Origin of the sequence: Thermoactinomyces sp. CICC 10523 (assembly GCF_016055105.1) — a bacterium.
GTDB classification, from domain to species: domain Bacteria; phylum Bacillota; class Bacilli; order Thermoactinomycetales; family Thermoactinomycetaceae; genus Thermoactinomyces_A; species Thermoactinomyces_A daqus.
Genome location: NZ_JAECVX010000006.1, coordinates 180,648 through 203,043 on the forward strand (window position 1 = coordinate 180,648; position 22,396 = coordinate 203,043).

A 22,396-nucleotide genomic window follows, 5' to 3' on the forward strand; every position below is an offset into this window, starting at 1 on the left:
AGTTGGGCGTCTTTTTTATATATTGAATTTCTTCTCTTTATTATAGGATACTTGTGAATATTAGCATAAGATGATAGGAGACACCAAGAGAGATTTCTGGATCTCTGCCCCGGCCGCGAATTACAAGCAAGAAGGGGAACCCCTGGACAAAAGAGGATTTTCAAGGATGGAGCGCACTTTTTGAGTGGCGGGAAAATAAAATGATGTTAGCTTATGAGATAGAAAGGAAAGGGACGAAGATGAATGCGCCTTTTCTATATTTCTTCGGGATGTGGGTTTTCATTCCAGAATCATTTGTCCGATGAGGATCAAAACATCATTCAAGCTTTTCGCCAGATGGAAAAAAGCCTCCCCAATTTCCGTTTCTCTTCCTTTTTGCTGCGTCGTGAGCATCCTTCATTGCTTTTTTCACGGATTCGCAATTTCCGGCCTGATGTGATTTTATCCTTCCGGGGAGCGAATCTGCCTGCGTCAGTAGTCACCCGGTTGCGCTCATACCGCATTCCGATCGGAGTCTGGGTGGTGGATGATCCCTACCGGTTAAAGACACATGAACAGTTGGTAAAGCCTTATCATTTTGTGGTGACTCAGGACAGCAACAGCGTCCGGTTTTATCGAAACAGGGGGAAACCGGCAGTTCACCTCCCGCTGGCCGTAAATCCGGACAAATATTGCCCGCAGGAAGTCCCGGAAAAATATCGGTCCGACATCTGTTTTGTCGGCAGCGCTTTCCCTGTCCGCATCCACTTTTTCGATACATTGACACCGCTGTTGCTGCGGCACAAAACGGTGATCATCGGACAGTGGTGGGAGAAATTAAAAAACTACGACAAACTGAAAGCCTGTATCCATAACCGGCCGATTCCCCCTTCGGAAGTCGTCAAATATTACAATGGTGCAAAAATTGTACTTAATATACATCGCACATCCAATGACCGTCAGGATAATCCGTTAAACATCCCGGCGCACACTCCCAACAACCGCACGTTTGAAATCGCGGCCTGCCGGGCCTTCCAACTGGCCACATGGCGCGAGGACATGCAGAAGTTATACGATCCCCAAACGGAAATGGCTACATTCCGCGGATTAAATGATTTACGGAAAAAAATCCGCTATTACCTGCACCATGATGAAGAGAGAGAGGAGATGGCGGCCAACGCATACCGCCGTACACTGAAGGATCACACCTATGTGATGCGGTTGAAATTCCTGCTCCATCTGTTGCGAAACCATCCGCAATTAAAAGGGATCCGTTCGAAGCCGGCGCGTCTGTGAAATCGGCTTGAACATAAGTTGTGATTGCAGCCGGAAGCCGTTTGTGGCGGGCAGATCAAATAATAAGGATGAGAATGGGACCGGCACTGTGTTAATATGGGAAACGAGGCAATCGTGGCACCTTGATCCAGGTAAAAGAAGGAGGAGAAAACATTGCACCAATATTTGGGGCACATCGGTTCCTTTCCGATCCGTTCCTACAGCATCCTGTTTTTGCTGGCGATTTTGCTCGGCCTCGGCGTGACGGTGACCCTGGCCAAACTGCAAAAAAAGGATCATCTAATCGAGCCATTGCTTGATATGATTGTTCCGGTTCTGTTCGGCGCGATCATCGGGTCGCGATTTTGGCATGTTTTCCTGTTTGACTGGGGCTATTATAAAAATAATTTATGGGAGATTCCGGCCATCTGGCATGGAGGCTTGTCGATTCAGGGCGGTGTTGTCGGGGCGCTTCTGGTCGGCCTCTGGTATGTGCGCAAGCATCAGCTTTCTTTCTGGGAATTGGCTGATTTGTGCGCTCCGGGGCTCATTCTGGGCCAGAGCATCGGCCGGGACGCCAACCTGATGAATGGAGATGCCTTTGGCGACCCGACCGGGGGAGACTTCGGGCTGGTTTATCCCGAGGGGACCGTGGCCCGGGCTACTTACGGGGATCAGCCGCTATGGCCGGCCGAAGTGTGGGAAGGGCAGATGGATGTGATCATCTTCGCCCTGCTTCTCATCCTCATGCAGAAGAAGATGCCCAAAGGTTATCTTTTCCTCCTATACAGCATCTTGTACAATGCCGGCCGTTTTTGTCTGGAAATGCTGCGGGGGGATTCGCCGCGCTATCTTTTTCACTGGACAGCGGCGCAATGGACGGCGGCCATCGTCATTCTCATTTCCATTCTGGCGGGAATTTACCTCGCTTTGGCCAGCCGCAGGAAAGCGGAAAACAATTAATCGCGATAAAAAGGCGAAACGCAGGTGCACCCCTGTGTTTCGCTTTTTGTTTTTTATCCTAATAACTGCGCAAGGTCAGCTGATTCCGCCGGTAAAGCTCTTCGACAAATGCCCGCGTTTTGGCAAAGGCTTCTTCGGGCGTATCGACGACTTCGGCGATATAAGCTTCATCCGGCAACCGGTCATCCACACCGGGGATTTTGATTCGGTCACCATAGCTGTTTATTGTGCCGAACTCCCGCATGTGGTCGACTAAACGGAAGAGCGGTTCCCAATATTCCCGGTGGACAAAAATCACTTTTGTCCGGTGTCTTCTCAGATGTTTGGTGGAGATTTTGGACAAGGTTTCAAACACTTCCCAAGCAGTGCCGTAGCCGCCTGGCCAGAACAGGATCACGTGGGAGTAATTGATCAGGACCCCTTCGCGGATGGAGAAATTGTTCATTCTGAGCCGTTGATTGGAGTAAATGGAATAACTGTCGCGCAGGTTGAAAAAATTGTCATAGCCAAACTGACAGTCAATCCCGATGACATGCGCGTTCTGGCTTCTCGCTCCCTCTGCGACAGCCTGCATGATGCCGGGGCCTCCTCCCGTACAGACAGGCACATAGCAACCACCTAACGCTTTCTCTTGTTCCGTCGCCGCATACCTGCCCCACAATTCGCCGAACTTTTTGGCCGAATACCAATAGGAGGCGCTTTTTTCCTTGATCTTCCGATGCCGGTCTATTCTGACTTGCAGCCGGTCCAGTTTGTCTTGCAGAAGTTGCCGGCTGAATTCGTCCTGCTCATTTTCCAGCGCCGATTTCCAGTTGTTCCCGTGCTGGCCCAGGATCTCCAGACTGGTGTCGATTTTTTCGTGAGATGAAATGCTGGCCGATCCCATGACAGTCACAACCCCGTACTTGGCCTCGTAATCAAACAACAGCCCGGCGGCATAGATATCCGCCACGCTGTCTTCATTGCTCAGGGCACGGTCATTGGGCACATAGGAGACTTTGCTGCCGGCGACAGAGAAAGAAGCGATGCACGGGGCCGCGGAATAATCTTTCCATCTGAGAATAAATCCGTCTTCATCGATATTGTAAGCATCAACCTGACCGTTTTGGCTGATGTTGCTGAGAGATAGGCTGTAGCTGTTTGTTTTCAGCGGGTCGGCCAAATTTTTTGCAAATTTGATTCGTTCTTCAAATCTGATTTTGGCGTGAGGCCCCGAAGTTTTTTCGATCCACCATCCCGTTCCGGAGCTGGTCCATGTTCCTGTGGCCGGTTCAAAAAAGACGGTGCCGTGAAGTTCGATCTCATTTTTCACAGGAAAAACACCCTCACTTTAGCCGATTTTGATTTTTTCAAGGGGTGAGAAATTACGTGACAGCTGAACCTTAAGTTTTCCGTTGTACTATGATGGCCGAAGTGAGAAAAAATATACCGGCACCGGTGCATCTTTGACGGAAGCCGCTCACAGGTCATCTCTTCTTCAACGGATTAACCGGCAACAATGTTTAACCGTTCTTTTCCTCCGTAAACATTCCACCAGGCGACGGCATTTTTTTGCAACACGTCATTCAGCTTCTGCACTCTTTTTACTCCCACGTTTAACAGCCATTCCCGCAGGGCTGCTTCCCCATGGCGGGCGTAGACGGGAATGCCGTCTTGCCAGGAGGCGCGGCCGCAGAGAACACCGGAGAAGGGAATCTGTGCTTCACCGGCGAACTCAAGGGTTTCGATAAAAACTTCATCCGTCACCCCGCCGCTTAAAAAGATAAAAGGCACTTCGGCGGCTGCGGCGGCTTCCTGCATCAGTGTTTTCGCTTCTTCCAGAGTGTATGCGACGGGATGGCCTTCGTTCGCTTTCAGTCCTTTCACATAGTGGACATTTACGGGCACTTCCACTTTCAAGACATCGATATGGTATGCCGGCCGTGAAAATTCCTTCATCATTTTCCTTACATTGTGCGGGCGGACTTTGGCAAATTCGATGCCCTTGCTGTCGGGAATGTGCCGGGAGTAACATAACGGTTCCAAAAAGAACGGAAGATTTAACGCTTTGCACTCCAGGCCCACCCGTTCAATCAGCGCCTGCTTGACGGTGTTGATTTCTTCCCGGTCATCGGGATCATAGTAAACGAGCAGTTTTACCGCCTGTGCTCCTCTCTGTTTTAAGCGCAGAACCGACCACTCGGGGAGCAGATCGGGCATGCGGTTTTCGTCTTCTGCGCTGTACCCGGTTTGCTCGTAAGCCATGATCAGTCCTGCATTGTCAGCGCGCTGTTTCGCGGCCGGCCATCCGTATTCGGGATCGAGCAGGATGCTGCTCGCATGGGGAGAAAGGATTTCCGAGACCAAGGTTTTAAAGGCAATGAGCTGTTTTTCCGTTACCTCGTTTTGACTGTACTGAGCCAGTGCCTTTTTCAGTGATCCGCGTTGATCCATCGCCGTAGCCGTAATAATTCCCCGTTCATTGGCCAGTGAGCAGAGCAAGGAAAACTTTTCTTCGGTCATCAGGCGACCCATCGCGTTCCCTCCCGATCGGGCTATTATTCAATAAATTAAGAATTAATCGTTAATTATCAATATATTATTAATGTAATATACAGAGGAAAATTTTGCAAAGATATCCATCCTTGCGAGGTGAATGCATTGATTCGCATCGTCTGTCCAAATCCCGCTCTCGATCGGACGATTCTGTTGCCGGAATTGTGCTATGATGAGGTAAACCGGGCCACCGATTTCCGTGTTGTTCCCGGAGGAAAAGGGTTAAATGTGGCCCGTGCCTGCCGCCATTTTCAGATGGCTGTGGCGATCTACGGATTTGTTGGGGGAATGGCGGGAGAGCTGGTGCAGGAAGGTTGCCGGATGCCGGGAATTTTCAACCGTTTGACCAAAATCAAAGGGGAAACGAGAATTTGCAGCATCTTCGTAGAAAAGAAAAACGGCCGGGTTACCGTCGTCAATGAACCCGGGCCGGAAGTGAGCGGGGAGGAACAAAGCGACTTGAAACAGAAGCTTTATTCCGACATCCGCGAAGGTGACATCGTGATCTTTTCCGGAAGCCTTCCCGGCGGTGTTTCCAGTTCCTTTTATGCCGAACTGGCCAGACAATTGACGGAAAAATCCGTAAAAATTATTGTGGATACGAGCGGAAAGGCGCTTCAAGAGGCGATGCGGGTAAATCCGTGGTTCGTCAAGCCCAATTTGGAAGAGTTTCAAGAACTGACGGGAGTGGCTGAAAATGCGGATCGCCGGACGATATTGCAGGAAATGAAAAACTGGATAAATCAAGGCGTGAAACACATGGTAGTGACATTGGGAAAAGAAGGTCTGCTCTACGCCGGTCAAACGGAGTGCTTTTTCCTGAAATCCCCGCGGGTCGCGGCCGTTAACCCCATTGCCTGCGGCGATACGTTGTTGGGCGGATTTGTTTCGCGGTATGTGCAAACAAAGAGAATCAGGCCTTCTTTGCAACTGGGGGTTGCTTGTGCCGCGGCCAACGCCATGAATCCGTACCCGGGGATTCCGGACGATGCGGATCTGAATGCTCTCACCGGACTTGTCGAAGCGGAGGAGATGGATTGATTGGCATAAAAACAAAAACCCCCGTCTCCCCGAAAGGACGGAGGTTTGCCAGAAGTCAGGCCTGCACTTTTTTCTTTCTTCCAAGCGGCAGGTTCGTCAAGAGAAGAATGCTGAAAATAATCAAACAAAGTCCGAAGCAGGTGGCCAGTCCGATTCGTTCCCGGAGGAAGATCGCTCCCCAGATGCAGCCGAAGATCGGAACGAGAAAGGTAACATACAAGGTCTGGGTCGGACCAACCTCTTTTAACAGCCGGAAATAGAGCAAGTACGCAAAGGCGGTGGAAAGGAGGGCCAATCCCAGGACGGACCAGATGACGGCCATCGATGGAATCTGCCCGGGTATGGTAAAACAGGCAAAAGGCAAGATGGCCACGGCAGAACCGAACATCTGGCCGATGGAGAGTTCCAGAGGGGTGGCGTTGAAATTTTTCTTGGCATAAATGGAACCGATCCCGTAAAAACAAGCGGCCATCAAGGAACTGACGATCGCGACAACGGTTTGCCAGTGAAGCTGGATCGTTGTCCAGCCCACCAAAACGATGACGCCGATAAAACCGGTAATAAGGCCGAGGATTTTTCTTGCGTTTAACGGTTCTTTAATCCAGATGCGGGCGATCACCGCAGAAAACAACGGGGTGGTTGCATTGAGAATGGCCGCGAACGAAGCGGGCAGGTATACTTCAGAAAACGAAATCAGCACAAACGGAATCGCCGCATTTACCGCTCCCAGAGCAATATATTTTTTCCAGCTGCCGATAAATCCAAGCCCTTTTTTAATGACCAGACCGTAGAGGAACAGGGCCAGAAAAGCGAATCCAAGGCGGAGGGCAACAAGGAATATCGGGCCGATCACCGGTGCAGCAATCCGCATGAATAAAAAGGAAGCCCCCCACAAAGCGGCCAGAGAGAATAAAAGGGACAGATTTCGCCAATTCATAGTCGCTCGAACCTTTCTGTTTCCAAATGGAATTTCTTATAAAAATAGTTTAATAGAAAATATGATGGATATAAAATAAAAGTTTTTCATATGCAAAGGAGCTGGGAGCATGAAACAGGAAAAGCAGCGGGGAGAATGGCAAGATCGTGATACAGCGTTATTTCTGCGATACGGGCATATTTTTGTTCCCGAGCGTGAAGAATGGGGCCGTACTTTCACGGACCTGATTCCCTTCGAAAGAGATGAATCTTTCGTCGCGGTGGAGATCGGGGCCGGAGGCGGATGGTTAAGTGAAACCATTCTGACTCAGTACCCGAACAGCAAAGTGATAGCCCTCGACGGTTCTCAGCAGATGATCCGGCATGCCCGCCGGCGTTTGCAATCTTTCGGGGATCGCGTTGAATTCCGGCTCTTTAATCTCTTTGATTACGAGTGGTACCGGATGTTTGATGAAAAGATCCATTGTTTTGTCAGCAGCTTGGTGATCCATCATCTGGACGGAGAGCAAAAGCGAGCGTTATTTAAAGGGTTATATTCGGTTTTGGAGCCGGGCGGCGCTTTGCTCATAGCCGACATCATGAAAGAAACAAGTGAATATGCGCGGATTCATATGGGACGGGCTTGGGATGAGGAGACCGCCCGCCGCTCCCTGGATTTTGAGGGGAATTTGCAGGCATTTAACCAGTTTCAGAAAGAGAAGTGGAATTTATTTCATTATCCGGATCCGGCGGTGGATAAACCATCCACGTTGCCGGAACAGCTCGGTTGGCTGCAAGAGGCCGGTTTTACGGGAGTCGATGCTTTTTGGGTGAAAGCCGGACATGCTTTGTTCGGAGGGTATAAAAGGGGAGAAAAATAATACAGCGCTTGTCGATGCAGCGGGTAAATCCCTTCATTTGCACGGGGTTTACCCGCTGCATCGCTCTTGCTAGGCTTATCTGAAATGGCCCAAAGCGTGTTCGTCATGGTGGAAGTCGGAACCGCCCGTCACGATTAAATCATGTTGCTCTGCCATTTGCAAAAATTTTTTGGCTTCTCTTTTGCCATGCTGGCGGTGCCATACTTCGATCCCGTCGATCCCCATCAAGATAATTTCTTCAATGAGCTCATGGTTTTTCAGGTATCCAGGATGAGCCAGAACGGCGACCCCTCCTGCTTCGCGGATCATTCGGATGCCTTCGGGGAGCGGGAGTTCTTTTTTGCTGACATCGGCGGGTTTGCCATCGCCAAGATAGTGATTAAACACTTCTTTTGTATCATAGGCATAACCTTTGACCACGATGGCTTGGGCGATGTGCGGTCTGGCGATGATGCCGTTCCCGCTGATTTTTTTTACATCTTCCAGGGTGATCGGCATGCCCAGACGGCAAAACTTTTCGATGATTTTCTTGGCGCGTTCTTTCCGGTTTTCGCGAAATTCGGCCAAACGCGAGTGAAGCAGATCCAGATCGCGGATGTTATAACCTAAAATATCGATGCTCAGGCTTTGCCAGCGGGTGGATATCTCCACCCCGGGAATTACCGTCAAATCATAAGCCGGAGCCAGGCTGATCGCTTCACGGAGGCCGTCCAGCGTATCGTGATCGGTGATGGAAATCGTTTTTAACCCGACTTTGGTCGCGAGATCAAGGATTTCTGCCGGCCGGTAACGCCCGTCTGATGCGGTGGTATGAATATGCAGATCAAAAGTTCCCAATGGCAAATCATTCAGGATCTTCATTGTCAAAACTCCCTTGCGTGGATTAATGCATTATATGGAAATGAAATGGAAGGGTATAGGCCAAAGGAAAACAGATATGTTGATGCAAATCAACTTCCGAAAGAAAAAAGAAGGTGTTTTTATCACGGGCGAAAAATATTTACTTTGCTGGAATCTTTTTCAAAACAGAAACGGTTGGCCCAAGCTCAGGCCAACTCGCATTACATATGGCAATACCCGGCTGTTTTGAAGATTAAACCGTAATCTTCTGAAAAGGAAAGGAAAATGGAACATGACGGTAAAAATGAGAGAAGCGCTTCCGGGACATTTATTGTACGATTTGTACGATGATGCGGAGATGACGATCCATTATCTGATTGATTCCTATGAGGAATGGAAGCAGAACTGGCGGCAGGTTCCGCTTAAAGTGACGGAAGCGCTGGAGGCGGTCGGGGCCAGATTCAGGCATGACCAGCATTTGATTGAGAAGCGCAGGCGGGAGATATTAATGGAACTGAAGCAACATTTTCCTGAAGTCTGGCAATATTTCCACCCGAACGGCGAATTCAGCCGCTACCATTGGGATTATGCCCGCTCTGCCTTTTGGTGCCGCCTCCGTTTCAAGCAGATAGGATCAGCAGGGGAAGAGGGCGATTTGGAATATTAATGAGGCAAAATCCGGTCAGGATGAGTATAAATATTGCATTTGCGGTTTCGCATAAATCCGGTCGTAATTCCCAGCTCATCAGCCAGGGTGAGCGCCAAATCGGTGGGGGCGGATTTGGACAACAGGATGCCGACGCCGATTTTGGCTGCTTTTAACAGGATTTCCGATGAAATGCGCCCGCTGAAAGCCACCAGCTTATCATGAAGCGGAATCGGGGAGCGCAGCCAGTGGCCGTAAAGTTTATCCAGTGCATTGTGCCGCCCGATGTCCGTACGCATGGCAAGAATCTGACTGCGGTCGCACAATGCGGCATTATGAACTCCGCCGGTCTGTCGAAAGCAATTGGACCGGCTGTGCATCATCTCCATCAGCTGAAAGCATTCGTCCAGCGTAACGACCGCCCGGCTGGTTACGGTTTTTGCCGTTTTCACGTCGTTGTGAAAATAAAAGGATTGTCTGCTCTTGCCGCAACAGGAGCCGATAAAGCGTTTGGAATAAAATTCTCGGGCTTGAGGGGATGGATTCCTCGTTTCCGCATAAGCAAACCCGCCTTTGTAATCGAGTGAAAGTGCTTTGAGATCGGATGAAGCCCGAATCACACCCTCGGCGGCGAGGAATCCGTACACGAGATCTTCCACATCGACCGGACTGCAGACGATGGTGGCAAATTCAATTCCATTCAGCATGATGGTCAGCGGATATTCCACGACAAATCATCTTCCACAGGTTCCAGCTCTGATTCATGGCAGCGAATCACCGGACGGCGGATCGATTGCTCCATAACCATACGCCCCTTTATAAAAGTTGAATCATTTGAGAAATAAAATATCTCATTTTATAATGATTATATCGTATCTCTAATGAAATTTTTCAGTTGGGAAAAACCTTAGTCTTTTGACAACCGGAAATTAAATGATGAGACATTTCAGGAAAAAGAGGGGAGAACAGTGGGGGAGACAAAACATACCGGGCCGGTCAAGCTGCCGAAATGGCCTGATCCCAAATTGTGGGTCAGCCCGATGCCTTTTGGATTGGGAAAGCTGAAACCGCACCATTTGCGGGATACGCTGAAAGTGGTTTGGGAAAATCGCGACCAGCTGGAGTTTGCGGCGCGCATTTTGACCAAGGGCGTCTGCGACGGGTGTGCGCTGGGAGTGGCCGGCTTGAGAGATCAGACATTGACCGGCATGCATCTGTGTACAACGCGTTTAAATCTGCTGCGACTCAATACGATGCCGGCGATCCGGCCCGATGTCCTTCATCGCGATATTGACGAACTACGTAAGTTGGACAGTACGGCGCTGCGAAAGCTGGGAAGAATTCCTTATCCGCTGCTCCGTTTAAAAGGGGAGCGTTCGTTTCGGAGGATCAGCTGGGATGAAGCATTACGGTACATCGCGGCGAAGGTGAAGGCGATTGATCCGAAGCAGATGGCGTTTTATTTGACCTCACGGGGGATTCCCAACGAAACTTATTATGTTGCCGCCAAAGTCGCCCGTTTTTTGGGCACCAACAACATTGACAACGCTTCTCGGATTTGTCACTCTCCTTCCAAGACAGCCCTGAAGCGGTCACTCGGAATCGGGGCATCCAGCTGCAGCTACAAGGATTGGATCGGGACGGATGTGCTCGTCTTCTGGGGGAGCGTTGCGGCCAATAATCAACCGGTCTCAACCAAATACATGTACGCTGCCAAACGAAAAGGGACCAAAATCATCGTGATTAACCCTTATCACGAACCGGCGATGGATCAATACTGGATTCCGTCGATTCCTGATTCCGCCCTGTTTGGGACAAAAATTGCGGATGATTTTTACCAGGTCAACATCGGCGGCGATATTGCCTTTATGAACGGCGTGATAAAGCATTGGTTTGAAATGGAAGAAAAAAATCCCGGCTCTGCGATCCGGCATGATTTTGTGCGCGAGCATGTGAACGGTCTGCCGGAATTGAAACAGCATGTACAGCAATACAGCTGGGAAGTGCTGGAGGAGTCGTCCGGATTGACGCGCGAACGGATGAAAGAGTTTGCCGAATTGTTGGCCAAAGCGGACTCCGCTGTTTTTGTCTGGTCGATGGGACTGACGCAACACCGCTTCGGTACCGATAATGTTTCCCAAGTCGTCAATTTGGCTCTGCTGCGCGGGTTTATCGGCCGGGAACACTGCGGGGTGATGCCGATCCGGGGCCATTCCGGCGTGCAGGGGTCAGGTGAGATGGGAGCCGATCCCTTCAGTTTGCCCGGCGGCGATTTCTCCGATGAAAACGTGGCCAGAATCGAACGGATCTGGGGGTTTCCGCTCCCTCGCTGGCAGGGGGATATCGTGGGGATATCATTGGAAAATGCGCTGTTGCCGGAGGATCATCAGCGAAAGCTGAAGCTTTTTTATACCTCTGGTGGCAATTTCCTGGAAACGATGCCGGACCCCGATTTTATGAGAAAGTGTTTGGAGAATATCGAAGTCCGCGTGCATCAGGATATTATTTTGAACACCTCCACTTTGACCGATGCCAAAGAAGCGGTTCTTGTTTTGCCGGCGATGACCCGGTATGAGATTCCGGGCGGGGTGACATCTACATCGACGGAACGGATGGTTTATTTTTCTCCGGAAATTGAAGGGCCCCGAATTGAAGAAGCGGGGCCGGAGTGGGAAATTTACCGGGATCTGGCGGCGCTTGTCCGTCCGGAGCAGAAGCGGCTGATTTGGTTTGAGACGACTTCGCAGATTCGGGAGGAGATCGCCAAGGCGGCGCCCGATTATGAGGGGATTCAAAACCTCCGGAAGCAGGGCGATGTCTTTCAGTGGGGCGGAGCCTGGCTGTGCGAGGGAGGAGAATGTCCCACCCCCGACGGACGCGGCCGATTGATTCCGATCGAATTGCCGGAGCGTAGAAAGGAGGAGGGACAGTTTTATGTCACTTCACGCCGGGGGAAACAGTTTAACTCCATGATTTATAACACGAGGGATCCTTTTAACGATGCTGATCGCTACGATGTTTTGATGAACCCCGACGATGCCGGAAGCCTTGGCATTGCGGAGGGAGAAGCGGTTGTCGTCCACAACGCGTATGGAATATTTCACGGACGGGCCAAATTTGCGCGAATCAAGGCGGGAAATCTTGAAGTGCACTGGCCTGAAGGAAATGTGCTTTTTCCCAAGGGCGTTTACGAAAAGTTTGCCGGCATCCCCGAATACAACGCGGCCGCTGTTTTGGAAAAGGCGGAAACGTTCCATGCGCATAAAGACCGAAAGTATATCAAAAAGCGGATCAAAGAATTGGACCTGGAGATTACATAGCGATCCGCTTTTCATCTGAGACGTTTCCGATTTGACAATTGATGCAATCGAATTTAGAATAAAAGCAATAAATAATGTGGAAAGGAACGGTACTTCGAGCGATGGACAACTAATTCTGCTTGGTTGAAGCGAAATTTCATTTGCAGAAATTTGCTTTCCGGAGCAGGATTCGTATGCCCATAGTTCGATGTGCCTTTTTTTGTGCCATATGTCAACGCCTTAAAACCTTGTGTTTTTTGGCGTATTTGGGATACGAATGCCTCTCTGGAAATAGGGAGGTTTTTTTGTGTTTGTATTGGAGACTTATCAACTGAAAAAGTGGGTGGCGGATCGTTTGCTTTTCTCCCTGGAGCGCTTGCAGATTAAAGCAGGGCAAAAAATAGGGGTTGTCGGGGTCAATGGTGCGGGCAAAACCACTTTGCTCCGGGTTTTGTCCGGGGAGTTGCCACCCGACGAGGGCAAGGTGTTGTCCCAGGGGACGACGGGCTGGATTCGTCAAATGGAGGAACAGGAGCGTTTGGAGGATGGCCCATCTGCTTTGAGCGGCGGGGAACGGACAAGGCGAAAGGTGATCCGTGCACTGGCGGAGAAACCGGAGCTCCTTTTTGCCGATGAACCGACCAGCCATCTGGATACAGAGTCGGTGGAATGGCTGGAAAAAGAACTGATCAAATATCCGGGAGCCGTTCTCCTGATTTCCCACGACCGCGCTTTGCTGGATGCGGTTTGCACCAAAATCATCGAGGTGGAAAACGGAAAGGTTCGTCTGTATCACGGAAACTACAGCGAATATCGTCGGCAGAAGGAAGAGGAGCTGGAACGTGCCCGTTTTGAATATGAACAGTATGTGGCAGAAAAAAAGAGGCTGACGAAGGTGGTTGCTGAGAAGAAGCAGAAAGCCCGTTCGATGGAAAAGCCGCCCAAGGGAATGAGCGCGTCTGAGGCAAGATTGATATCCAACAAAGGAAAGGCGAATTCAGCCAGGGCAAAGATGGAAAAACAAGCGAAAGCGATCGAGTCCCGGATCGAGAAACTTGCCAAAAAGGAAAAGCCGGTGGAACTGCCGACGGTTCAGTTCGATTTAAATGTTTATCGTCCCATTAAAGGGAAAAATGCGCTCAGGATTGAAAACATGAGCAAACGCTTTGAGAAAAAAGTGTTGTTTCACCAGCTTACCTGTACCATTCCCAACGGCAAGAAAGTGGCTGTTCTGGGCAAAAACGGGGTTGGCAAATCCACCCTGCTTCAGATGATTGCATCTGGGGCAGACGGGGTTCACCTTCCTCCTTCGGCGAAAATCGGCTACTTCCATCAACAATTGGCCAATCTCGATGAAACGAAGTCAATTCTCGACAATGTGAGAGAGAGCAGCCCTTATTCTGAACAGCTGATTCGCACTGTTCTGGCACGTCTTTTGTTTCAGCGCGAAGCAGTTTATAAAACGGTTGGTGTGCTGAGCGGGGGAGAAAAGGTAAAAGTGGCACTGGCCAAGGTGTTTTTAAGCGATGCAAATCTGTTGTTGCTCGATGAACCGACCAACTTTTTGGATATCTTCACCCGTGAACAGCTGGAAACGGTTTTGCAGGCTTATCCGGGAACCATCCTCTTTGCCTCCCACGACCGTCAATTGATCCGGAAGCTGGCCGACCACATGCTGATTCTGCGCAATGGAAAAGCGATGTACGTTGCCGAGGGATACGACGAATATCAAACCCGTCTGAACCGGAAGTCACTCCATTCCGAACAAAGCCTGAAAGAGCGTCTGCTAAAGGTGGAAACGGAGTTGACGCAGATCCTGGGCCGCTTGTCCATGCCGCAAAAGGAGGATGACGTGGAACAGCTCGAACAGCGGTACCAGGCGCTGCTAAAAGAAGTGAAGCAACTGCGGGAAATGAAATCGTAAAATGAAAAGAGAAATGAAAGGAGCAGAAGTGAATCGTTTCTGCTCCCCATCTTCATCAACCGGCAGAAAGCGGAAGATCAGGAGGCTTAAAATGTGGTCAGGCTATTTCTCCATCCCGGCAGGAATTTTACTTATTTTGTATAAAATGTAAATAAAACGGAAATTCACAGCCGGGAGGGGAATAGCGTCATGTCGTATGACAACAGAGAAAAAAAGAAACGGGATACAGGGACAACCAAGGTGATTTCGAAATTTTTGAATGTTCCGGAGGACTATGTCAGAGAGCGTTTGACCAAAGAAAAAAGAGAGTGGATTTTCTCGAAAATAAAGGATTTTTTAAAAGAATTTTATCGAAAACAGGAAAGCAAGTGAAAAGCGGCTTTTCCGGAATCCGGTCACCCCGGTCAGATGTGACAATGGCAAGGCATGAAGCAAAGAAAAAAGCCCGCTCCGTACAGGCTGCGGGCTGGTCTGGTGATCCGGAAATCGCGTCTTCCCGGTTCAGCCGCCGATATAGGACATTTCGATTTTTTTTCTGTTTTTCCCATCACCGGTCAGGAATCGTTCTTCAGAGTAGCGGTCTGCCCGTTTTGCCCACAGTTTTTCGATAAACCGGCGAAGTTTTTCGTCGTCTGCACCTTGCCGCATGAAATCCCGCAGGTTGAAGCCCTCCGTCGCAAAGAGGCACGTGTATAAAAAACCGTCGGAAGAGAGGCGCAGTCGGGTGCAGGAGGAACAAAAAGGCTGGGTGATCGAAGGGATCATTCCGACTTCGGTTTCGGTTCCCTGATAGCGGTAACGCGTGGCAACTTCGCCAAAATAAGCGGGGTTGATCGCTTCAAGCGGCATTTCGGCATGAATGCGACTGATGATTTCCTGCTTGGAGATTACCTGGTCTGCATTCCAACCGTTGCTGTTGCCGACATCCATAAATTCAATAAAGCGGACAACCAATTCCCGTTCGCGGAAATATCGGGCCACCTCAACGATTTCCGTGTCATTCACTCCTTTGATCACCACCATGTTCACTTTCACCGAAAGCCCTGCCTTCTGTGCGGCTTCGATTCCTTGCAATACGTCGCGTACACTGTAATTTCGGGAGTTCAGCCGATGAAAGGTATCATCGCGCAATGTGTCGAGACTGACATTGATTCGCTTGAGACCGGCCTGTTTCAGCGGGGCAGCGAATTTCGTCAGTAAAACGCCATTGGTGGTCATGGCGAGATCTTGCAGCGGTTTTATGTCGGCGAGCATTTCGATGAGGTGGACAATTCCCTGCCTGAGCAAGGGTTCGCCTCCGGTGATCCGGATTTTGGAAACGCCCAGTTCCGTGAAGATGTGTGCCAAGCGGACGATTTCCTCAAACGTTAACAATTTTTCTTTCGGAAGAAACGAAAATCCCGAACCGAACAATTCTTCCGGCATGCAATAGCGACAGCGGAAATTGCAACGGTCGGTCACGGAAATACGCAAATCCCGCAGAGGGCGACCCAGCGAATCGACGATGGGTTTCAATTTTTTCATCTCCTTTTACCTGAGCGGCTCACCCGCCGCTGATCGGCGGAATCAAGGCCACTTCATCCTTCGTTCCGATGATTGTCTCTTCACGGGCGTATTCCTGATTGACGGCAATCATGCAAGTCTCAATCAGTTCCCGGCATTCGGGATACTGCCGGCCCAGCTCGCGGCGAAGGGCAGAGACCGTCATGTTTTCCACGGCGGTAATACTGATCGAGTTCCCCAGTTTCTCCCCGATTTCAGCAAAACACAAAATGCGGATCATTTCCTCTCTTCCCCCCTGGCCCCTGATTGGCTGCTAACCCAGAAGGAGCCATCTTCACCGTGCTCTTTTTTCCAGATCGGTACCAGTTCTTTTATTTTTTCGATGGCGTACCGGCAACCTTTGAACGAAGCATCGCGATGGGGAGAGGAAACGGCAATGGCCACAGCCACGTCGCCGATTTCCAGCCGTCCGATGCGGTGGACGATCGCGATTTTGCTGCAGTCAAACTTCTCCAGTGTTTCTTCACCGATTTTTTGCAGCAATTTTTCTGCCATCTCCTGATAAGCTTCATACTCGAGAAAGATCGTTTTTTTTCCGTTTGTCAGTTCGCGCACCGTTCCCATGAAGGTGGTGATCGCGCCGCAATTGCGATCCTGAACCCATTCAATCAAAGGAGAAAGTTCGATTTTTTCGCGGGTGACCGAAAAATTTTTCATGTTGCTTCCACTCCCATAATCCTGAGCAAATATTCAATGCACTTTTCCTGATCATGGACGAACCAATACGGGCACGGGATGGCCCCATCCAACGGAACGCGGGTGAGCACAGCGATAATCCGGTTCAGTTCTTTCAATTGCTCCCATTCTTCCTTTGTGTTAATCAATACAACTTTGGGATGATTTTCATGTTTAAAACCTTCAACCAGGATGAGATCCACTTCACCCATAGAGGATATCAGGTCGGCAAGGGCAGACGGCCGCCTTGAAAACACAGCCGTTTGCGATGCGGAAGTGATGCTGACCGGGTCTGCACCGGCCTGGCTCAATTTCCACGAATCGGTGCCCTCCCGGTCGAAAGTGAAGTCATGCCCGTCATGTTTGATTGCGCCGACACGAAGGCCGCGTTTGGTCCATTCCTGAATCAGGCGGCAACAAAAAGTGGTTTTGCCGGCGTTCTTGAAACCGACAACTTGGATGATTCGCTTCGTCACAATATCACTCCAGTTTTTTAAGCATCAGCACTTGCACTTGATCCCCTTTTTTGACACCGCGCCCGCCGGGCGGAACGATGATCAGGCAGTTGGTGTCGCGGATGGTCAGCGTAACGCTTGATTTTTCCAACCCGGCTGGTCGCACGTAAACCCGGCCGTCTTCGATCTGATAAATTCCCCGGACATACCGCTCAAAGCCGGAAGGCTTGGTAAAATCGACAGCCATGGATGCTGTGATCAGCGGCAAGTCGAACTCCGTTTTCCCCATCATCCCCAGGATCACCGGACGAACAAAAAGCTCAAACCCGACGAAGCAGGCACCCGGGTTTCCGGAAAGCGCGAACAGGAACCGATTATTTCTCACGCCGACAGTCGTGGGACTTCCCGGGCGCATGGCCAATTTATTGAAAAGCATCTGTCCGTCCCAGCGTTCAAAAATGTCGACGAGGATATCGTAATCACCGACAGACACCCCGCCGGTGGTGATCACGAGATCCGCTGTTTCCATCGCCTGTAAAATGGCGGTTTGCGCTTGGGAGACATCGTCAGGCAAAATCGGCTGCATGAGAGGTTCGGCGCCGCAGTCAAGGAGCAGGCTGTACAACATGTAACTGTTGCTGTTGCGGATCTTCCCGGGTTCGAGGGGCGCATCTGCTTCCAAAAGTTCCGAACCGGTGGCAAAAATGGCAACTCTGGGTTTGCGGTAAACTTTTACTTGCGCATGGCCAAACGTCGCGAGCAAGGCGATTTCACCTGGTCCGATCCGCCGGCCTTTATGTAACAGAAGGGTTCCTTGCTCCAGTTCTTCCCCGATCGCAGCCACATTGGTGCCCGGGGCGATTTCCCGTTCGACACCGACATAGGTTTCGCCGTTTTTTACGGCCGTTTGTGTCATCTCCAGCATGACGACCGCATCGGCGCTGTCCGGAACAGCTGCCCCCGTCATAATTCTCGATGCGGTGGTGTCGGTGATTTCACAGCGCGGAACGTTGCCGCAAGGGATTGTTTCCAATACTTTCAGCCAGACGGGATTTTCTTTGGTGGCCCCTTTCGTGGCCCGCGCCTGGATGGCGAATCCGTCCATACTCGAGCGGCGGAAATGGGGAAGCGGAATCGGTGCGGTGATCTCCTCGGCCAGGGTGCGTCCGTGACACTGGGACAAGGGGAGAATTTCCGTGTCCAGTTCGTTGATATGCGGAAGCAGCCGGGCCCTGGCTTCTTTTACTTTGACAATTTCACGCTGAAAACGCACAAAACCCCTCCTTTTTCAATCGTGATTGGTGTTGCCGGCCAACAGGGCAAGGGCATGGGGGAGTACGGGCCGGATGATTGCAAAGCATTCTTCCACGCCTTTGGGACTTCCGGGTAGATTGATGATCAGGGTCTGATTGCGGATTCCGGCAACAGCGCGGGACAGGATGGCGAATTTCGTCTGTTTCAGCGTCTCCATGCGCATCGCTTCGCACAGTCCGGGCGCTTCTTTATGAATGACGGCCCGGGTGGCTTCCGGTGTGACGTCCCGTGGGGCAAACCCGGTACCGCCGGTGGTGAAGACGAGCTGGCATCCGGTTTCATCCGCCAATTTTTTCAATGTTTGTTCGATTTGAGCTTGTTCATCAGGGACGATTTCATAAGCACACAAATCCCAATCCCGGCATAACTCTTTCAACAATGCGCCGCTTTTGTCGTCTTGTTCTCCTCTGGCGCACCGGTCGCTGACAGTGACGATCCCCACGCGAATGCTCATCTGCCGTCACCTGTCTTTCCGTCAAATTGAAAATGCCCGCTTTTTCCGCCTTGTTTTTCCGCCAGATGAGTCGGACCGATCACCATCTCAGGATCAATCGCTTTGCACATATCATAAATGGTCAAGGCGGCGATGCTGGCAGCCGTTAAGGCTTCCATTTCCACACCCGTCACGCCGACCGTTTTGACTGTCGCGATAATCTCAATTTCCTGCTCGGAGAGAAAATCAAACCGGAGGTCGATTCCGGTCGTAAAAATGGGGTGGCACATCGGAATCAGTTCCGCCGTTTTCTTGGCAGCCATGATTCCTGCGACTTGGGCGACGGCCAAGACATCTCCTTTTGCCATTTTTCCTTGTTTAATTATTTGCAGTGTCTCCGGTTTCATGGTAACCTTGCTTTTCGCCACCGCAATTCGTTCTGTCGCTTTCTTATGAGAAACATCAACCATTTTCGCCCGGTTTTGTTCGTTGAAATGGGTGAGCATGCTTAACCTCCTTCGGGCTGCGGATAAAACCGGCCTCTCAAGCGTGGCGCGGGCCGGATCAATTTTTCTTGAGCTCCCGTCTCTTTTTAAGGATATAGTTAACCGATCATCAAAGTAAAGTATATCCTTTGCATTAAAAAGGAAGAGGAGGCAGAGGATGAATACGGAAAATCCCATTGACCAGGGGACGGGGGCGCAATGGGATCTGGAGAGGACGATAAGGGCTTCATCATTTTTGCCTGCCCGGCAGGTGTTGAACGAAGAGCAGCAAGGCAAAAGAAAGCGCGGCAGAACACAGTGCCCACAAAAGGGCAAGCCGGTTTTGCCCCGATTCGATCGCCATGTACATCGCCATCGGCAAGGTCTGGGTCCGACCGGGAATATTTCCGGCGACGAGCAGCGTAGCGCCGAATTCTCCCAAACTGCGTGCAAAACCGAGGATCACCGCAGTGATCATGGCGCGCCTGGACAACGGGAGATAAATATGGAGGAACACCTGCCAGTCATTCGCTCCGTCACACTTGGCTGCAAATTCAAGTTCCGGGTCGAGGGAGGAAAATGCGGTTTTAAATGTTTGATAGACGAGCGGGAATGAGACGACCACGGCCGCTGCAACAGCTCCCCAATAAGTAAAGATAAACGGGATCGGCAGGAAACGTTCCAGTCCGTCCTTGCCCAGCACGGCCAGCAAAAACAGACCGACGGCCGTGGGAGGAAGGACGAGCGGAAGCAGGAGACAGGTTTCGAGCAGACTTTTGCCGCGAAAAGATGTTCGGGCCATGATCCAGGCAAATAAAATGCCCGTCAAAATCTCGATCAGTGTGGCCAATAAGGCGATGCGGATCGAGATAATGATCGGACTCCAGAATGACTCAACCAATGAAAAACACCTCTACTGCTGCTTTGTCACGAAGCCATACTTGTGTAAAATAGGAATGGATTGTTTTGATAATAAAAACTTTTCATATTCCGCGGCAATTCCGGCCTGTTTGGTCTGTTTGACCGTGCCGACAAAGTATTGGATCGGTTGGTGGCTGTTTTCGGGCAAGGTTTGGACGATCCGCACTTTTTTCGATGTCAGCGCATCGGTTTTATACACGATTCCGGCATTGACCTGTCCTTGTTCCACATAGGTCAAAACTTGTCGCACATCTTTGCCGAACACGAATTTGTGTTTCAGATCGTCCCACAGATGAAAAGAATGCAATGCCTGATCAGCATACCTGCCGGCGGGGACGAATTTGGGTTCGCCGATGGCCACCCATTTGACACGGGGAGCCGTAAGGTCATTCAGCGACTGGAGATGATCGCTGCCTGTTTTCGGCTCAATTAATACGAGGGAGTTGCCGGCGAAAGAATGGACCGTTTGCTTCAGAATCAGATTTTTGCCGGTCAGGGCATCCATCTCTTTTTTGCCGGCAGACAGATAAACATCAACCGGTGCCCCTTTTTCAATCTGCTGTTTCAGAGAACCCGAAGCGCCGAAGTTGACCTTTACGTCCACTTGCGGATGCGATGCTTCAAATTTGCGTGTGATTTCCGAAACGGCATCGCTCATGCTTGCCGGTGCGGAAACAATCAGGGTTGCTTTGCCGGAGGAAGGGCTGCATCCTGTAACAAGACCGCTGAGCAGCATGAAAAACGCGAACATACGAATCATGAAGTCATGAGCCGATCGAATGATGCATCAGCCTTTCCATATGATAGAAGTTTCTTGATCATATTAATGAATAAAATTGAAATCGTCAATCTGCTGAGAAGCAAATCAGGAGGTGGGTTGATTGCTCTCGGGTGTCATTTTGGCAGGAGGGGAAAACCGGAGGATGAACGGGAGAGTAAAAGCGCTTCTGCCTTTTGAGGACAGTACCTTTTTGCAGGTGCATCTGAGGGAAATGAAAAAAGTGTGTGCGGAAGTTTTGGTGGTGACCAATCAGCCGGATTTGTTTTCTTTTGCCCTGGATGAACAGGTGCGGGTCATCTGGGATCGCACTCCGGGATTGGGGCCGCTGGGAGGGATGGAGGCCGCATTTGACGAGGTTCGCCAACGTGACGTCTGGATTGTCGGGTGCGACATGCCTTTCCTGTCCGGGGAAGTGGCGCAAGCATTGGCTGAATTGCGCACACGGTCATCATATGACGCCGTGATCCCTGTCATAAAGGGAAAAATCCAACCCTTGCATGCCATTTACCACCGGGACAGCGGAAAAGGGATTTCCCGCCTGCTGCAAAAGGGAATGCGGCAGGTAAAGCATTTTTTGGATTCAATTCATTGTTGTTATGTAGAGGAAACTTTTTTTGAGAACCGGTCACTCCCCGTTCAGTTTGCGGAAAATGTCAATACGCCGGAAGATTACCAAAAAATCTTGGACGGGGGCCGGGGGATTAATTAGATTCCTTTCTTTTGCCACTGCTTGGTCACTTCGCGAATGCGGTCCAACTGTTCCCAGTAATTGTGAAGCGCAGTTTTTCCTTCATGGGAGATCCGGATTGTCGTGTGAGGGATTTTTTTGCGTACAAACTGCTTGCTGATAGCGACATAGCCCGCTTTTTCCAATTTGGAAAGATGGGAAGACAAATTCCCTTTCGTCAATCCGGTCAATTCCTGCAAGAAGAGGAATTCGGCCATGGTACAGGCATCCAGCGCACTCATGATCGCCAGCCGGGCTGGTTCGTGAATCAATTTGTCCAAGCGGGTCATCTCTTTAAACGGCATCATCGGTGATCGCCTCCCTTAATTGATCTATCTGTTTAACCAGTTTGTATTATAAACCAGAGCGGAGTGAAAGAAAACACCTTCAGATCCCGGTAAACAAAACCCAGGAGATGAAAGTTAAAGCAGGGGATGGTTTTCACCTTCACAAAAAAGAGTCTCCTTGTCATGTCAACCACTGGTTTATGCATAATGGTCTGATCGTTACGCCAAATCCACGCGTTTCTTCTCATTTTCTTTGCATGGACTGAGGAATCGTCCTTTTCGTCTTTTTCAAGATCCTAAACCTCATCAAAAATGACGCATGGATGGATAATATGATCCGAAGATTTCCGTTGTTTAACCCCGCTTATTTATCATCATGCGAATCCATATGGAAAGGACGATCTTGATATGAGGAATAAGGGACCACTCTGTAAAAGAGTGGTTTTATGTTACTGCT

The 22,396-nt window shown here is 50.3% G+C and carries 22 protein-coding genes and 1 pseudogene; 8 read left to right on the forward strand and 15 right to left on the reverse strand.

What is annotated here, in order from left to right:
* The first annotated feature begins 243 nt into the window (after nt 1-243).
* Nucleotides 244-1,275 carry a CgeB family protein gene (locus I8U19_RS09830; protein ID WP_052153993.1) on the forward strand — a complete coding sequence of 344 codons (1,032 nt, stop codon included), beginning with the start codon at nt 244-246 and terminating at the stop codon, nt 1,273-1,275.
* Between the two features lie 153 nt (nt 1,276-1,428).
* Nucleotides 1,429-2,217, forward strand: coding sequence for a prolipoprotein diacylglyceryl transferase (gene lgt, locus I8U19_RS09835; protein ID WP_033099910.1), 789 nt, complete (start codon nt 1,429-1,431; stop codon nt 2,215-2,217).
* Nucleotides 2,218-2,275: 58 nt separating this feature from the next.
* Here lgt and I8U19_RS17495 read toward each other — a convergent pair whose 3' ends face one another.
* Nucleotides 2,276-3,529: an LOG family protein gene (locus I8U19_RS17495; RefSeq protein ID WP_198055793.1), complete on the reverse strand. Its 1,254-nt coding sequence runs from the start codon at nt 3,527-3,529 to the stop codon at nt 2,276-2,278.
* A 173-nt stretch (nt 3,530-3,702) separates the two neighbouring features.
* Nucleotides 3,703-4,731, reverse strand: a complete 1,029-nt coding sequence (locus I8U19_RS09845; RefSeq protein ID WP_033099912.1) for a tagatose 1,6-diphosphate aldolase — start codon at nt 4,729-4,731, stop codon at nt 3,703-3,705.
* A 126-nt stretch (nt 4,732-4,857) separates the two neighbouring features.
* Here I8U19_RS09845 and I8U19_RS09850 point away from each other — a divergent pair, with 126 nt between their 5' ends.
* A complete protein-coding gene (locus tag I8U19_RS09850) occupies nt 4,858-5,793 on the forward strand; it encodes a 1-phosphofructokinase family hexose kinase (protein ID WP_198055794.1) in 936 nt (311 codons plus the stop codon).
* 55 nt (nt 5,794-5,848) lie between these two features.
* On the opposite strand, the gene I8U19_RS09855 is transcribed toward I8U19_RS09850, so the two are convergent.
* The gene (locus I8U19_RS09855) at nt 5,849-6,730 is read right to left on the reverse strand and encodes a DMT family transporter (RefSeq protein WP_033099914.1); all 882 of its coding nucleotides are present in this window, start codon (nt 6,728-6,730) and stop codon (nt 5,849-5,851) included.
* Nucleotides 6,731-6,839: 109 nt separating this feature from the next.
* Here I8U19_RS09855 and I8U19_RS09860 point away from each other — a divergent pair, with 109 nt between their 5' ends.
* Nucleotides 6,840-7,589 carry a class I SAM-dependent methyltransferase gene (locus I8U19_RS09860; RefSeq protein WP_033099915.1) on the forward strand — a complete coding sequence of 250 codons (750 nt, stop codon included), beginning with the start codon at nt 6,840-6,842 and terminating at the stop codon, nt 7,587-7,589.
* A gap of 75 nt (nt 7,590-7,664) precedes the next feature.
* On the opposite strand, the gene I8U19_RS09865 is transcribed toward I8U19_RS09860, so the two are convergent.
* Nucleotides 7,665-8,450, reverse strand: coding sequence for a PHP domain-containing protein (locus tag I8U19_RS09865; RefSeq protein ID WP_198055795.1), 786 nt, complete (start codon nt 8,448-8,450; stop codon nt 7,665-7,667).
* A 271-nt stretch (nt 8,451-8,721) separates the two neighbouring features.
* Between I8U19_RS09865 and I8U19_RS09870 the strand changes: the two genes are divergently transcribed.
* Nucleotides 8,722-9,096, forward strand: a complete 375-nt coding sequence (locus I8U19_RS09870) for a hypothetical protein (RefSeq protein ID WP_033099917.1) — start codon at nt 8,722-8,724, stop codon at nt 9,094-9,096.
* On the opposite strand, the pseudogene fdhD reads toward I8U19_RS09870, so the two are convergent.
* A pseudogene (gene fdhD / locus I8U19_RS09875) lies at nt 9,093-9,883 on the reverse strand (formate dehydrogenase accessory sulfurtransferase FdhD). The gene I8U19_RS09870 and the pseudogene fdhD sit on opposite strands and share 4 nt — an antisense overlap.
* A 160-nt stretch (nt 9,884-10,043) precedes the next feature.
* Between fdhD and I8U19_RS09880 the strand changes: the two are divergent.
* Together I8U19_RS09880 and abc-f are read left to right on the forward strand one after the other, a co-directional pair.
* A complete protein-coding gene (locus tag I8U19_RS09880) occupies nt 10,044-12,395 on the forward strand; it encodes an FdhF/YdeP family oxidoreductase (protein WP_198055796.1) in 2,352 nt (783 codons plus the stop codon).
* A gap of 286 nt (nt 12,396-12,681) precedes the next feature.
* Nucleotides 12,682-14,298, forward strand: a complete 1,617-nt coding sequence (gene abc-f / locus I8U19_RS09885; protein ID WP_198055797.1) for a ribosomal protection-like ABC-F family protein — start codon at nt 12,682-12,684, stop codon at nt 14,296-14,298.
* Nucleotides 14,299-14,799: 501 nt separating this feature from the next.
* Here abc-f and moaA read toward each other — a convergent pair.
* The 9 genes from moaA to modA all read right to left on the reverse strand — a co-directional run bounded on the left by moaA (nt 14,800) and on the right by modA (nt 20,904).
* The gene (gene moaA / locus I8U19_RS09890; protein ID WP_033099921.1) at nt 14,800-15,813 is read right to left on the reverse strand and encodes a GTP 3',8-cyclase MoaA; all 1,014 of its coding nucleotides are present in this window, start codon (nt 15,811-15,813) and stop codon (nt 14,800-14,802) included.
* Nucleotides 15,814-15,841: 28 nt separating this feature from the next.
* Entirely contained in the window at nt 15,842-16,081 is a 240-nt protein-coding gene (gene moaD / locus I8U19_RS09895) for a molybdopterin converting factor subunit 1 (protein WP_033099922.1), read from the reverse strand.
* Nucleotides 16,078-16,518: a molybdenum cofactor biosynthesis protein MoaE gene (locus I8U19_RS09900; protein ID WP_198055798.1), complete on the reverse strand. Its 441-nt coding sequence runs from the start codon at nt 16,516-16,518 to the stop codon at nt 16,078-16,080. The genes moaD and I8U19_RS09900 overlap by 4 nt, the downstream gene beginning before the upstream one ends.
* A complete protein-coding gene (mobB, locus tag I8U19_RS09905; RefSeq protein ID WP_198055799.1) occupies nt 16,515-17,012 on the reverse strand; it encodes a molybdopterin-guanine dinucleotide biosynthesis protein B in 498 nt (165 codons plus the stop codon). Before mobB ends, I8U19_RS09900 begins: the two co-directional genes overlap by 4 nt.
* 4 nt (nt 17,013-17,016) lie before the next feature.
* Complete coding sequence (locus tag I8U19_RS09910; RefSeq protein ID WP_033099925.1) at nt 17,017-18,264, reverse strand: molybdopterin molybdotransferase MoeA; 1,248 nt, start codon at nt 18,262-18,264, stop codon at nt 17,017-17,019.
* 15 nt (nt 18,265-18,279) lie between these two features.
* Complete coding sequence (gene mog / locus I8U19_RS09915; protein ID WP_198055800.1) at nt 18,280-18,759, reverse strand: molybdopterin adenylyltransferase; 480 nt, start codon at nt 18,757-18,759, stop codon at nt 18,280-18,282.
* Nucleotides 18,756-19,244: a cyclic pyranopterin monophosphate synthase MoaC gene (moaC, locus tag I8U19_RS09920; protein ID WP_198055801.1), complete on the reverse strand. Its 489-nt coding sequence runs from the start codon at nt 19,242-19,244 to the stop codon at nt 18,756-18,758. The genes mog and moaC overlap by 4 nt, the downstream gene beginning before the upstream one ends.
* Before the next feature lie 229 nt (nt 19,245-19,473).
* Complete coding sequence (modB, locus tag I8U19_RS09925) at nt 19,474-20,124, reverse strand: molybdate ABC transporter permease subunit (protein ID WP_033099928.1); 651 nt, start codon at nt 20,122-20,124, stop codon at nt 19,474-19,476.
* A gap of 12 nt (nt 20,125-20,136) precedes the next feature.
* Nucleotides 20,137-20,904 (reverse strand): molybdate ABC transporter substrate-binding protein, encoded by a 768-nt coding sequence (gene modA / locus I8U19_RS09930; RefSeq protein ID WP_198055802.1) that lies wholly within the window; start codon nt 20,902-20,904, stop codon nt 20,137-20,139.
* A gap of 139 nt (nt 20,905-21,043) precedes the next feature.
* Here modA and mobA point away from each other — a divergent pair, with 139 nt between their 5' ends.
* The gene (mobA, locus tag I8U19_RS09935; RefSeq protein ID WP_255517837.1) at nt 21,044-21,634 is read left to right on the forward strand and encodes a molybdenum cofactor guanylyltransferase; all 591 of its coding nucleotides are present in this window, start codon (nt 21,044-21,046) and stop codon (nt 21,632-21,634) included.
* On the opposite strand, the gene I8U19_RS09940 is transcribed toward mobA, so the two are convergent.
* Nucleotides 21,631-21,960 carry a transcriptional regulator gene (locus I8U19_RS09940; RefSeq protein ID WP_033099930.1) on the reverse strand — a complete coding sequence of 110 codons (330 nt, stop codon included), beginning with the start codon at nt 21,958-21,960 and terminating at the stop codon, nt 21,631-21,633. The two genes, mobA and I8U19_RS09940, sit on opposite strands and share 4 nt — an antisense overlap.
* Nucleotides 21,961-22,396: the final 436 nt, after the last annotated feature.